The sequence below is a fragment of the Klebsiella sp. YJ genome (genome assembly GCF_002108615.1).
GTDB classification, from domain to species: domain Bacteria; phylum Pseudomonadota; class Gammaproteobacteria; order Enterobacterales; family Enterobacteriaceae; genus Klebsiella; species Klebsiella planticola.
In genome coordinates this window covers 54,923-67,542 of the sequence record NZ_MTEG01000018.1, presented here as the reverse complement: position 1 = coordinate 67,542, position 12,620 = coordinate 54,923, and the positions used below count along the sequence as shown (strand labels likewise).

10 protein-coding genes and 1 pseudogene are annotated in these 12,620 nt (G+C 61.2%); 6 read left to right on the top strand and 5 right to left on the bottom strand.

Annotated features, from left to right (window positions below; translation table 11 throughout):
• Positions 1-5: 5 nt before the first annotated feature.
• From BV390_RS18990 to BV390_RS18975, 4 genes are all read right to left on the bottom strand, one after another.
• Positions 6-1,607 carry an APC family permease gene (locus tag BV390_RS18990; protein ID WP_046853121.1) on the bottom strand — a complete coding sequence of 534 codons (1,602 nt, stop codon included), beginning with the start codon at positions 1,605-1,607 and terminating at the stop codon, positions 6-8.
• Between the two features lie 15 nt (positions 1,608-1,622).
• The gene (locus tag BV390_RS18985) at positions 1,623-3,227 is read right to left on the bottom strand and encodes an aldehyde dehydrogenase (NADP(+)) (RefSeq protein ID WP_085397224.1); all 1,605 of its coding nucleotides are present in this window, start codon (positions 3,225-3,227) and stop codon (positions 1,623-1,625) included.
• Between the two features lie 14 nt (positions 3,228-3,241).
• Complete coding sequence (locus BV390_RS18980; RefSeq protein WP_032689600.1) at positions 3,242-4,162, bottom strand: dihydrodipicolinate synthase family protein; 921 nt, start codon at positions 4,160-4,162, stop codon at positions 3,242-3,244.
• A gap of 152 nt (positions 4,163-4,314) precedes the next feature.
• Entirely contained in the window at positions 4,315-5,142 is an 828-nt protein-coding gene (locus tag BV390_RS18975) for an AraC family transcriptional regulator (protein WP_032689601.1), read from the bottom strand.
• 310 nt (positions 5,143-5,452) lie between these two features.
• On the opposite strand from BV390_RS18975, the gene BV390_RS18970 reads away from it, so the two are divergent.
• The 4 genes from BV390_RS18970 to BV390_RS18955 are packed head-to-tail and all read left to right on the top strand — an operon-like array spanning position 5,453 to position 9,012.
• Positions 5,453-6,400, top strand: a complete 948-nt coding sequence (locus tag BV390_RS18970; RefSeq protein WP_085397223.1) for a 4-hydroxyproline epimerase — start codon at positions 5,453-5,455, stop codon at positions 6,398-6,400.
• A complete protein-coding gene (locus tag BV390_RS18965; protein ID WP_085397222.1) occupies positions 6,397-7,506 on the top strand; it encodes an NAD(P)/FAD-dependent oxidoreductase in 1,110 nt (369 codons plus the stop codon). The genes BV390_RS18970 and BV390_RS18965 overlap by 4 nt, the downstream gene beginning before the upstream one ends.
• Positions 7,503-7,766: a 2Fe-2S iron-sulfur cluster-binding protein gene (locus tag BV390_RS18960; protein WP_046853125.1), complete on the top strand. Its 264-nt coding sequence runs from the start codon at positions 7,503-7,505 to the stop codon at positions 7,764-7,766. Before BV390_RS18965 ends, BV390_RS18960 begins: the two co-directional genes overlap by 4 nt.
• Positions 7,747-9,012, top strand: coding sequence for an FAD-dependent oxidoreductase (locus BV390_RS18955; protein ID WP_085397221.1), 1,266 nt, complete (start codon positions 7,747-7,749; stop codon positions 9,010-9,012). The genes BV390_RS18960 and BV390_RS18955 overlap by 20 nt, the downstream gene beginning before the upstream one ends.
• Position 9,013: 1 nt before the next feature.
• Here BV390_RS18955 and hpaR read toward each other — a convergent pair whose 3' ends face one another.
• A complete protein-coding gene (hpaR, locus tag BV390_RS18950) occupies positions 9,014-9,460 on the bottom strand; it encodes a homoprotocatechuate degradation operon regulator HpaR (RefSeq protein WP_032689606.1) in 447 nt (148 codons plus the stop codon).
• A gap of 289 nt (positions 9,461-9,749) precedes the next feature.
• Here hpaR and BV390_RS32120 point away from each other — a divergent pair.
• Positions 9,750-11,143 (top strand): annotated as a pseudogene (locus BV390_RS32120) (fumarylacetoacetate hydrolase family protein).
• Positions 11,140-12,606, top strand: coding sequence for a 5-carboxymethyl-2-hydroxymuconate semialdehyde dehydrogenase (gene hpaE / locus BV390_RS18930; RefSeq protein ID WP_032698218.1), 1,467 nt, complete (start codon positions 11,140-11,142; stop codon positions 12,604-12,606). Before BV390_RS32120 ends, hpaE begins: the two are co-directional and overlap by 4 nt.
• The last annotated feature ends 14 nt before the right edge of the window (positions 12,607-12,620 follow it).

Below are 12,620 nucleotides of genomic sequence, written 5' to 3'. Positions count from 1 at the left end.
CTCCTCTACTCTTCTTCGTCTCCGCTAAAATTAGCCTGGGGGAGACAGCTGCGCGCGCCCCAGTAATAAATTGCCAGCGACATCACCGCGACCAGCACCGTATCCCAGGGGTGAGGTATCTCATTAGTACCACCAAAACTGCCCAGCCAGGAAAAAAGCATGATCAGCGCATAGAAGACGATCAGCCACAGCGAGGATTTCACCTGTTGCGCCAGGCTGACGGTATGTACCGGCACTTTACCTTTGCACAGGATGTAGACCACAAACATGACGATTTGCAGCCCCAGCAGCCAGGAGAGCGTGGTCCAGCCGGACCAGTACACGATCAGCGCGGAGATCATGAACGACACCGGCCCAATAATCGCGAACGCCCGCACGCGGAAGGGACGCGGCAGATCCGGCGCGTTACGGCGCAGCCCTGCGGCGGTCACCGGCGCGATCGCATAGCTCAACACCAGCGCGGCAGAGACCACGCTGATCAGCTGCTCCCAGGAGGGGAACGGCAGCGTCCAGAAGATGGACAGACCGAAGGTCAACCACAGCGCCGGACGCGGAATGCCGGACTCTTTATCAATGTGGGTAAAGGCTTTAAAGAAGGTTCCGGCTTTCGCCCAGCCGTAGATAACGCGCGGCGTCGCGTTCATGTAAATATTGCCGGTACCGCTCGGGGAGATGATCGCATCGCTAATCACCATAAAGGCCAGCCAGCCCATACCGAGGGTGATAGCGATATCGCGATACGGCAGCGAGAACTGTTTACTCACTTCCGCCCAGCCGCCGCTTAACATTTCCGTCGGAATACTGCCGAGAAACGCCAGCTGCAGCAGCACGTAGATAATGGTCGACAGCACCACCGACAGAATCAGCGCCACCGGAATCGTACGCTGCGGATGCTGAACCTCGCTGGCGACGGAAATAATCGGCGTCAGGCCCAGATAGGCAAAGATAATCCCGCCGGCGCTGATCGCCGCTTCTACTCCGGACATACCGAACGGCGCAATCCCCTGAGTATGCAGGTTTTCCGGCTTAAAGAAGGTGAACAGGGTAATCACCACCAGCAGCGGCACCAGGAACTTGAGCACGCTGATAAAGTTATTCGAGCGGGCAAAGGTTTTGACGCTGTAGTAGTTAAGAGCAAAGAAAAAGCACAGCAGCAGGAACTGCACCACCCAGCCCAGCAGGGTCGGCGAGCTGGATCCCGGCTGGGTCAGCGCCGGGAACCAGGCGGCGGCATACTGACGGGCGGCGACAATTTCGATAGAAATGAGGCTTGAGAAGGCAATCAGCGTAATAAAACCCAGCAGATACCCCATCAACTCACCGTGCGAAAAGACCGGATAACGAATAATCCCCCCGGCGCGCGGCAGCGCCGCCCCCAGTTCGCAGTAAACGATACCCAGCAGCAAAACCGCAAAGCCGCCGATCACCCACGAGGCGATCCCGGCGGGCCCGGCAATCGACGCGACGTGGCTGGCGGCAAAAAGCCAGCCGGAACCAAAAATCGCCCCCAGGCCAATAAACGTCAGATCGGTTAAGGTCAGCTGCTTTTTAAACTTACCCGACTCAGCAACGCGGGTTTGACTGTTATGCGTAGTGTGAATAGTCATCGTGATGCCCTTCCGTCAACATGAGGGGGAAATCGCTTCCCGGGTCCACTGGCCGTTCACCAGGCGCAGCAGGTTCAAAGGGTTAGCATCCTGCAAGGCCGGCGGCAGCAACGCGGCAGGGGCGTTCTGCAGGCAAACCGGCCGCAGAAAACGTTCGATCGCCCGGGTCCCTACCGATGTGCCGCGCGCGTCGGTGGTGGCCGGCCAGGGGCCGCCGTGCACCATCGCATCGCACACTTCCACGCCGGTGGGATAGCCGTTAAACAGCACCCGCCCGGCTTTATCGCTGAGCAGCGGCAGCAGACGCGTCGCCAGGGGACGATCGTCCGCATCGGCATGCAGCGTCGCCGTCAACTGCCCCTGCAGCGTACTCACCAGCGCCATCATCTGCGCCTCGTCCGCCACTTCCACCAGCACCGACAGCGGGCCAAACACCTCGGTTTGCAGCACGCTATCCGGTGCCATGAACGCCTCCGCCGTCGCCAGGTACAACAACGCCTGCGCCCGCCGGCCGCCGGCCGCTTCACCGCTGGCCAGCCGCTGCACACCCGGACAGGCGTCGAGCGTCTCGACACCGGCGCGATAGTGGTGCAGGGTCGGCGCGTTGAGCAGAACCTGAGCGGGCGCGGCCTGAACCTGTTCACATAACGCGGCTTTAAAGCGCGCCAGCCCTTCGCCCTTGAGCGCCAGAATCAGCCCCGGGCGGGTACAAAATTGCCCGCCGCCAAGGGTAAACGACGCCACCAGATCTTTGGCCAGCGACGCCGCACGCGCGGCGAGCGCCTGGGGCAGAATAATCAGCGGATTAATCGCCGACATTTCCGCAAACAGCGGGATTGGCTGCGGGCGCTGCTGCGCCAGCTGGAGTAGCGCTTTTCCCCCCGTCAGCGAGCCGGTGAATCCCACCGCCTGAATCGCCGGATGACGCACCAGTTCGGCACCGATATCGGTACCAAAAATCATGTTGAACACCCCGCCGGGCAAGGCGCATTTCTCCACCGCCCGCACGATGACCTGCGCCGTCTGCTCTGCGGTTGCCATATGCCCGGGATGAGCCTTAACCACCACCGGGCAACCGGCCGCCAGCGCCGAGGCGGTATCGCCGCCGGCGGTAGAGAAGGCCAGCGGAAAGTTGCTGGCGCCGAATACCGCAACCGGGCCAAGCGCCACCTGGTACTGGCGCAGATCCGCTCGCGGTAAGGGTTGACGCGTCGGCAGCGCCGTATCAATGCGCGCCCCCAGAACATCGCCGCGCCGCAGCAGACCGGCAAACATTCGCAGCTGACCGCTGGTGCGCGCCCGTTCGCCCTGTAAACGCGCCAGCGGCAGTGCGGTCTCAGCATGGGCAATGGCAAAAAAGGTCTCGCCCAGCCGGTCCAGTTCATCGGCAATGGTCTCCAGAAAGCGCGCGCGCGTCTCTGGCGAGGTTTCGCAATAGGCGGCAAAAGCCTGCGCCGCCGCCTGCGCCGCCAGTGCGGCCTCCTCCCGGGAGGCCGGATAAAAACGGTGGCCGTTGGCATCGCCATCCGCAGCCTTCAGGCTGAGGAGCGTGGCTTCGCCGCTGGCGACGCGACGCCCGGCGATAAACTGCCGACCCGCCGTCATTTCTGTTTCGCTCATCGTCGCTCCCCGCCTCACAGGCCCACGTCCGGCAGCACAGGACGCGTCGCCAGCGCCTGTTCCACAATGTTCACCACCTGCTGACGGGTCTCCCCTTCCAGCGCCAGGCGCGGCGGACGGGTGACGGCGCTGCCGCGTCCCAGCAGCTCTTCGCACAGCTTGATGCACTGCACCAGATCCGGGCGCGCATCCAGGTGCAGCAGCGGCATAAACCAGCGATACAGCGCCATGGCTTCGTCATAACGTTTCTGTGCGGCAAGACGGAACAGGGTTTCGCCCTCACGCGGGAAAGCGTTCGACATTCCGGAAATCCACCCTTCCGCTCCCACGGCGATGCTCTCCACCACCACGTCATCCAGCCCGGCGAACAGCACGAAGCGGTCGCCGACGGTGTTACGCAGATCGACGAAACGACGAGTGTCCCCGGATGAGTCTTTGAAGCAGACGATATTGTCGCAATCGGTCAGGGTGGCGAGGATATCTGGCGTGACGTCGTTCTTGTAAATCGGCGGGTTGTTATAAACCATAATCGGCAGGTCGGTGGCGGTGGCCACGCTGCGGAAGTGAGCGGCGGTTTCGTGCGGCTTCGAGGAGTAGACCAGCGCCGGCATCACCATAATCCCGTCGACGCCAACGCGCTCGGCCTCTTTCGCCATCTTCTGCGCGAACGCGGTAGTGAACTCGGCGACCCCGGCGATCACCGGAATTTTGCCGCCCGCCGCATCCTTTGCCACTTCAATAATCTGCAGTTTTTCCTCGGTTGTCAGCGAGGTATTTTCCCCGACGCTGCCGCACACCACCAGCCCGGAGACACCGTCTCTGACCAGGTTTTTCATCACCGCATGGGTGGCGTCTAAATCGAGGGAGTAATCATGACGAAACTGCGTGCTGACTGCCGGAAATACGCCGCTCCAGTGAATCGCTTTTTTGCTCATGCTCGGTTCCTTGTCGTCATTTTGTTAAGTCAAAGTGAATGAATGGTGAATTTTCACTGACAGATTGACGTTTCATGGACCCGGCGGCTTGTCGGTTTTCTTCCAATACGATGACGAAATTAGCACAGTCGCACAAAAGTGTGAGCCGGCGATTATCCCGCCAGCGTCAGGCGAAAATCACGCGGCGTAGAGCCGGTCATCGCTTTAAACTGACGGCTGAAGGCGCTGTGATCGGTATAGCCGCACTGTAGCGCAATATCGGTAATCGGCGTCTCTCCCGCCAGCAGCTCGGTGGCTTTTTCGAGGCGGACCTTATGGATCATTTGCCGCGGCGTGAGGTGAAAGATCCGTTTGCAATAGCGTTCGATCTGCGCCACGGACATGCCGCTCAACCCGGTCAGCTCTTCCATGGTGATCGGTCGATGGTAGTGGCGACGAATATGATCGTCGACGATCGCCAGCCGCTGCCACGCCGGGTGTCGGGCATGCGCCTCCTGAAGATCGTGCGAGATCCCCGCCATGCCGATCACCTGGCCGTGAACATCGCGCAGCGCCAGCTTTTGCGTCAGACACCAGCCGCGCTCACGTCCGTTATAGAGGTGCATTTCGAGCTGGTCGCGCAGGGTCACCCCCTCTCTCAACACCCGCAAATCCTGTTCGGTATAGCCCTGCCCCAACGCCGATGGAAAGACGTCGGCCGAGGTTTTGCCTAACAGCGAGGAGACGCTTTTAAAGCCGCAGCGACGGGCCAGCGTCAGGTTCGCCAGCAGGTAGCGCGCCTGGGCATCTTTGATAAAAAAGACCACATTGGGAATCGCGTTCAGCAGCGGCGCGATAAGCGCCAGCGCATTGAGCAACGACGGCATGTTTTCCGGACGCTGGCGCGCCAGCCCTTCGCAAATCTGGCTCAGCTCATCCACGGCCAGATCCGTATCCTCAACCGGAGCGTGCTCCGAAGCAGCAGCAGTAACGCAGAACATAAGGCTTCCTCATGGCGGGTGACGGGAGGATATTTATTCACCTTTTGGTAACACATCAAGCAGCAATACCGCGTTTTGCGATCCTGACTCCGGTTTATATTTTCCCCTGAGTACGCCGCTGGCGCGATCGCGACTTTCGGTTTACCACAGCAATAAGCAAATGATTAATAAGAAATAACTATGCCACCCATAAACAGGCTCCGCCGTTTACTGTGCCGATTTCGTCATTTTCTCTGATGAAAGCGTTCAAGCCGGAGGCGGTCTGTTGCGCCAGCATGATGAAACAAATCGTTAACCTCCGGAGATAGCCATGACTGTGCCACGTCATCCCATTGAACTCAGAGCCATTGATTCTCATACCGGCGGTGAACCGACCCGCCTGATCGTGGACGGTTTTCCGGATCTCGGGAACGGCAGCATGGCGGAGCGCCGCCAACGCTTCGCCCGCGAATTCGATCGCTGGCGCCAGGCGGTTATCCTGGAGCCGCGCGGCAACGATGTGCTGGTGGGGGCGCTGCTGTGCAAACCGGTCTCACCGCAGGCAACCGCCGGAGTGATTTTCTTCAACAACGCCGGCTTTCTGAACATGTGCGGGCATGGCACCATCGGGCTTATCGCCTCGCTGGCATGGCTTGGTCGCATCAAGCCGGGCATCCACCTGATTGAAACGCCGGTGGGCAACGTCAGCGCGACGCTACATGAAGACGGCAGCGTCTCGGTGGAAAATGTTCCTGCCCGGCGCAGCAAAAAGCAGCTCAGCGTCAACACCGCGGTGGGTACCGTCAGCGGTGATATTGCCTGGGGCGGCAACTGGTTTTTCCTCATCAACGATCACCCTTTCACCCTCGAACCCGCCCAAATTCCGCAGCTCACCGAGTATGCGTGGGCCGTACGTGAAGGGCTGGAAGCCGCCGGGATCCGCGGCGATGACGGTGGCGAAATCGACCATATCGAACTCTTTGCCGATGATGCCGATGCCGACAGCCGCAGCTTCGTACTGTGCCCGGGGAAAGCCTGGGATCGTTCGCCGTGCGGCACCGGAACCAGCGCCAAACTGGCCTGTCTGGCCGAAGATGGCAAGCTGCAGCCCGGCGAACTCTGGCAGCAGGCCAGTATTATCGGCAGCCAGTTTACCGCCAGCTATACGCGCAGCGACGTCGGTATCATTCCGACGATCCGCGGCGCAGCCTGGGTGTGCGGCGATACCCGGCTGATCCTCAACCCGGACGATCCCTTCTGCTGGGGGATCGTGCCGTGAACCACGGCGACGTCATCGTGATCGGCGCCGGGATCGTCGGTGCCGCCTGCGCGTGGCAGCTGGCGAAACGCGGGCAAAAAGTGATTCTGCTCGACGATCGCCAGCCGGGCGCCACCGCAGCCGGAATGGGGCATCTGGTGTGTATGGATGACGATCCCGCCGAACTGGCGCTCTCCGCCTGGTCACTGGCACGCTGGCGCACCCTCACGCCGCAAATGCCCGAGCGCTGCGCCTGGCGCGGCTGCGGCACTCTGTGGCTGGCGGAAACCTCCCAGGAGCTGGAGATCGCCCGGGAAAAACAGCGGCGGATGGCCGCATATCAGGTCTCCAGCGAGATGCAGACCCCTTCACAGCTGACGCAGCGAGAACCGCTGCTGCAGGCAGGATTACAGGGCGGACTGTGGGTTCCCGGCGATGGTATCGTCTACGCCCCTGAAGTTGCGCGCTGGTTTATCGCCGACGCGGGAGACAACCTGACCTGCCTCACCGAAGGCGCCATGGAAATCGCCGAGCCGGCGGTGACGTTGACCTGCGGAAAACAGCTGCGGGCACCGGCTATCGTTGTCGCCTGCGGCCTCGGCGCCAATGGGCTGCTGGGGGAAAACTGGCTGCGGGCAAAGAAAGGCCAGTTGGCGATCACCGACCGCTACGGCCCGTTACTCCATCATCAGCTGGTCGAACTGGGCTACGGTGCCAGCGCCCACGGCGGCGGCACCTCGGTGGCGTTTAACGTCCAGCCGCGCCCCACCGGACAGCTGCTGATCGGCTCTTCGCGGCAGTTTGATAACTCAGAACGCCAGCTGGATTTGCCGCTGCTGGCGCAGATGCTCGACCGCGCCCGGCACTTCCTGCCCGCCCTGGCCGGGCTGAATATTATCCGCTGCTGGAGCGGCTTTCGCGCCGCGTCAGAGGACGGAAATCCCCTGATAGGTCCCCACCCGTCGCGTCCCGGCCTGTGGCTGGCGCTGGGTCATGAAGGGCTCGGCGTCACCACCGCCCCCGCCAGCGCAGAGCTGCTCGTCGCCCAGTTATTGGGCGAGCGCTGTCCGTTAGCCCCCGACGCGTGGCTACCGGCCCGCCTGCTGAAAAAAGAGGCTATCGCATGAGCCTGACTATCCCGGTGATGATTGAAGGTAAAACACACGACGTTCCGGTGGGAATCAGCGTCGCGGCAGCGCTGTCGTTGACGACGAATCCCACCACACGTGTGGCCGTCGGCGGACAGCCCCGCGCCCCTTTTTGCGGCATGGGCATTTGCCAGGAGTGCCGGGTGACCGTCAACGGACGGCGGGTGCTGGCCTGCCAGACGCTGTGCCAGCCCGGAATGACGATTGAAAGGAGCTGCCATGCAAACCCTGCGCTGTGACATTCTGATTCTCGGCTGCGGCCCGGCGGGTCTCGCCGCCGCACTGGCGGCCGCGTCCTGCGGTAAGCAGGTCGTTATCCTCGACGATAATCCGCGCCCCGGCGGGCAGATCTGGCGCGAGGGTCCGCAGGTGCAGCTCCCTGCCCTGGCGCGCCGCTACCGGGAAGCCGTTGCTGCGGAGAAAAATATCACCTCGCTGAACGGTGCCCGGCTTATCGCCCGCCCCTCGGCGCATAGCGTCCTGTTCGAAACCGCCGACGACAGCGGGCTTGTCGAATGGCAAAAGCTGATCCTCTGCTGCGGCGCACGGGAACTCTCGCTGCCTTTCCCCGGCTGGACGCTGCCCGGCGTCACCGGCGCCGGCGGGTTACAGGCGCAAATCAAACACGGTCTGACGCTCCGGGGGCAAAAAGTGGTGATTGCCGGCAGCGGTCCGCTGCTGCTGGCGGTGGCCGCGACGGTGAAAAAAAGCGGAGGTGAAGTACGACAGATTGTTGAGCAGGCCCCGCTCAGCGCATTACTGCGTTTTGGCAGCAGCCTGTGGCGCTGGCCGGAAAAACTTCGCCAGCTGGCTACCCTCGCCCCGCGACGCTATCTGAGCAGCAGCCAGGTGATTCGCGCCCACGGCGAGACGCAGCTCGAAGCCATTACGCTGCGCGATGCCCGCGGCATTGAACGGACAATCGCCTGCCAGCGGCTGGCTATCGGTTACGGCCTGGTAGCCAATATTGAAACCGCGCTGCTCTTCGGCTGCGCGCTGGCTGACGAGGCAATAGCGGTGAATCGCTGGCAGCAGACCAGCGTCGCGAACATCTACGCCGCGGGCGAATGCACCGGTTTTGGCGGCAGCGAACTGGCGCTGGCAGAAGGTGAAATTGCCGGCTTTGCGGCAGCTGACGCCGAGGCTTGCGCCCAGGCCCTCTTTGCCCGTCGCGGGCGCTGGCAGGCATTTGCTCATGCGGTCAACCGCACATTCACCCTGCCCGAGAGCCTGAAAAACGCCGCCACGCCGGATAGCCTGCTGTGCCGCTGCGAAGATGTACGCTGCGGCGACGTTGCCGATGCCGATAGCTGGCACCAGGCAAAACTGACCCGCCGCTGCGGAATGGGCGCCTGTCAGGGAAAAACCTGCGCGACCACCGCCCGCTGGCTGTACGGCTGGCCGCTACCGCAGCCGCGCGAGCCGCTCTCTCCCGCCAGAGCCGAAACCCTTATCACGCTGGCCAATACCCGAACAATGCGCTGAGCTACTCTTCCTCATCACTGTGCCCGGCCCCCTGACGGTTGCCGAGCGCAATAAACTCTTCCAGCAGCGCAGTCAGCTGCTGCATCTTTTCACTGGTGAACTGGGCTTCAATCAGGCGATAGGCCTCTTCCACCTGCGCCTGCGCGCTTTCATACAGCGTGTAGCCCGCCGGCGTCAGCGAAATATACAACTTGCGCTGATCGTTGACCGGCTTGAGACGCAGCACCAGACCGTCACGCTCCATACGGGTCAGAATACCGGTCAGGCTGGGGCGCAGGATGCAGGCGCGGAACGCCAGATCGTGAAAGTCCATCGACGGATTTTCCGCAAGGATGCGCACAATACGCCACTGCTGCTCGGTGAGATTATGGCGTTTAACGATCGGTCGGAAATGGCCCATTGCCGCTTCCCGCGCCTGCAACAACGCAATGGTTAACGAATCATGCATCACATACCCTCGACATCGCACTCTTAAGTTTATTAATAAGTTAATAATTAGCGCCTATCCTGCCATGACGCAACCGGTTTCTGCACCTGAAAAGTACCAGCTGAGACAATAAAAAACGATAAGAAACTGATTAATAACATATAAAAATTTACACTGTAAATTTATTGTTAATCAGATCACAAAACATTCACTTCTGTTTGCCAAACCCCGCCACAAGGAATAAAAGATGATCATTAACATATTAATGAATATCCCTTAGCATCCGACATCAGTACCAGAGGAGTGGTGAATGAAAGGTACCATCTTCGCCGTTGCGCTTAACCATCGCAGCCAGCTTGACGCCTGGCGCGACGCGTTCCAACAGGCCCCTTACAAAACCCCGCCGAAGACCGCGGTCTGGTTTATCAAACCGCGCAATACCGTCATCGGTGCGAACGAGGCCATTCCCTATCCGCAGGGTGAAACCGTGCAGAGCGGCGCCACCGTCGCGCTGATTGTCGGCAAAACCGCGCGTAAGGTTTCCGCCGCCGATGCGGCCTCTTTTATCGCCGGCTATGCGCTGGCCAATGACATCAGCCTGCCGGAAGAGAGCTTCTACCGCCCGGCGATTAAGGCCAAATGTCGCGATGGCTTCTGCCCCATCGGCACCCTCGCCCCGGTGCATAGCGTGGACAATCTGACCATCATCACTGAAATCAACGGCCGCGAGGCCGACAGCTGGAACACCGGCGATCTGCAGCGCAATGCCGCCGAACTGTTAAGCGCGCTGAGCGAGTTTGCCACCCTGAATCCCGGCGATGCCATCCTGATCGGTACCCCTCACGCCCGCGTCACGCTGCAGCCCGGCGATCGCGTGCGGATCCTCGCCGAAGGTTTCCCGGCGCTGGAAAACCCGGTTGTTGCAGAAGGAGAGCTGGCATGAAACAGGCACGTATTGAATGGCAAGGCACCCGCTACGACGCACAGATCGATGAACGCGACCAGCTTCGCCTCGCCGATGGCACCCTGCTTAAAGCAGGCGACTTTCGCTGGCTGCCTCCCGCCGACGGAACGCTGTTCGCGCTGGGTCTGAACTATGCCGACCACGCCAGCGAGCTGGAGTTTAAGCCGCCGGAGGAGCCGCTGGTGTTTATCAAAGCGCCGAACACCTTTATCGGTCATCAACAAGAGTCGGTACGCCCGGACAACGTGGAGTACATGCATTACGAAGCCGAACTGGTGGTGGTGATAGGCAAAACCGCGCGCCGCGTCGCCGAAGCCGATGCCATGGACTATGTCGCCGGCTACACCGTCTGCAATGACTACGCCATTCGCGACTATCTGGAAAACTACTACCGCCCGAACCTGCGGGTGAAAAGCCGCGACACGCTGACGCCCATCGGGCCGTGGATCGTCGCGAAAGAGGCGATCCCGGATCCGCATAATCTGACTCTGCGCACCTGGGTCAACGGCGAGCTGCGCCAGCAGGGCACGACGGCCGATCTGATCTTCAGCGTTCCGTTCCTGATCGCTTACCTAAGCGAATTTATGACCCTGCAACCGGGCGACATGATCGCCACCGGCACGCCGAAAGGGCTGTCCGATGTGGTGCCGGGTGACGAAGTGATCGTCGAAGTCGAAGGCGTCGGCCGCCTGGTCAACCGCATCATCAGCCAGCAAGCGTATGAGGAGAAGCTGTCATGAAAAAAATTAACCATTGGATCAACGGCAAAAACGTCGCGGGCGCAGAGTATTTCCACACCACCAACCCGGCCACCGGCGAAGTGCTGGCGGAAGTCGCCTCCGGCGGTGAAGCCGAAGTGAATCAGGCCGTTGCCGCCGCGAAAGAAGCGTTCCCGAAATGGGCCAACCTACCGATGAAAGAGCGCGCGCGCCTGATGCGCCGGCTGGGCGATCTGATCGATCGCGACGTCCCGGAGATCGCGGCAATGGAGACCGCTGATACCGGCCTGCCGATCCATCAGACCAAAAATGTGCTGATCCCGCGCGCTTCGCACAACTTCGAGTTTTTCGCCGAAGTGTGCCAGCAGATGAACGGCAAGACCTATCCGGTTGACGACAAGATGCTCAACTACACCCTCGTGCAGCCGGTCGGCGTGTGTGCGCTGGTCTCGCCGTGGAACGTGCCGTTTATGACCGCCACCTGGAAGGTCGCGCCGTGTCTGGCGCTGGGCAACACCGCGGTGCTGAAAATGTCAGAGCTGTCGCCGCTGACCGCCGATCGTCTGGGCGAACTGGCGCTGGAAGCCGGTATTCCGGCCGGCGTACTCAACGTGGTGCAGGGCTACGGCGCCAGCGCCGGCGATGCGCTGGTGCGTCATCACGACGTCCGCGCGGTGTCGTTTACCGGCGGTACCGCCACCGGGCGCAACATCATGAAAAATGCCGGTCTGAAGAAGTATTCCATGGAGCTGGGCGGCAAATCCCCGGTGCTGATTTTTGAAGATGCCGATATCGAGCGCGCGCTGGATGCCGCCCTGTTCACCATCTTCTCAATCAACGGCGAGCGCTGCACCGCCGGGTCGCGCATCTTCATTCAGCAGAGCATTTACCCGGAATTCGTTAAACGCTTTGCAGAACGCGCCAACCGCCTGCGCGTGGGCGATCCGACCGATCCGAATACCCAGGTCGGGGCGCTGATCAGCAAGCAGCACTGGGAAAAAGTCTCCGGCTATATTCGCCTCGGGATCGAAGAAGGCGCCACCCTGCTGGCCGGCGGCCCGGACAAGCCGTCCGATCTGCCCGCGCATCTGCAAGGCGGCAACTTCCTGCGTCCGACGGTGCTGGCAGACGTGGATAACCGGATGCGCGTCGCGCAAGAGGAGATTTTTGGCCCGGTAGCCTGCCTGCTGCCGTTTAAAGACGAAGCGGAAGGGCTGCGCCTGGCGAACGACATCGAATATGGCCTGGCGTCCTACATCTGGACCCAGGACATCAGCAAAGTGCTGCGTCTGGCGCGCGGCATCGAAGCCGGCATGGTGTTCGTCAATACCCAGAACGTCCGCGACCTGCGTCAGCCGTTTGGCGGCGTGAAAGCCTCCGGCACCGGCCGTGAAGGCGGCGAGTACAGCTTTGAAGTGTTCGCCGAAATGAAAAACGTCTGTATTTCCATGGGTGACCATCCGATCCCGAAATGGGGCGTATAACCGTCATCCGTCGA

What these genes read in the sequence shown, in the direction of transcription:
- BV390_RS18980 (WP_032689600.1), bottom strand. Translation starts at nt 4,162, where the DNA reads ATGAGCAAAAAAGCGATTCACTGGAGCGGCGTATTTCCGGCAGTCAGC.
- BV390_RS18970 (WP_085397223.1), top strand. Translation starts at nt 5,453, where the DNA reads ATGACTGTGCCACGTCATCCCATTGAACTCAGAGCCATTGATTCTCAT.
- BV390_RS18990 (WP_046853121.1), bottom strand. Translation starts at nt 1,607, where the DNA reads ATGACTATTCACACTACGCATAACAGTCAAACCCGCGTTGCTGAGTCG.
- BV390_RS18975 (WP_032689601.1), bottom strand. Translation starts at nt 5,142, where the DNA reads ATGTTCTGCGTTACTGCTGCTGCTTCGGAGCACGCTCCGGTTGAGGAT.
- hpaE (WP_032698218.1), top strand. Translation starts at nt 11,140, where the DNA reads ATGAAAAAAATTAACCATTGGATCAACGGCAAAAACGTCGCGGGCGCA.
- BV390_RS18985 (WP_085397224.1), bottom strand. Translation starts at nt 3,227, where the DNA reads ATGAGCGAAACAGAAATGACGGCGGGTCGGCAGTTTATCGCCGGGCGT.
- BV390_RS18955 (WP_085397221.1), top strand. Translation starts at nt 7,747, where the DNA reads ATGCAAACCCTGCGCTGTGACATTCTGATTCTCGGCTGCGGCCCGGCG.
- BV390_RS18960 (WP_046853125.1), top strand. Translation starts at nt 7,503, where the DNA reads ATGAGCCTGACTATCCCGGTGATGATTGAAGGTAAAACACACGACGTT.
- hpaR (WP_032689606.1), bottom strand. Translation starts at nt 9,460, where the DNA reads ATGCATGATTCGTTAACCATTGCGTTGTTGCAGGCGCGGGAAGCGGCA.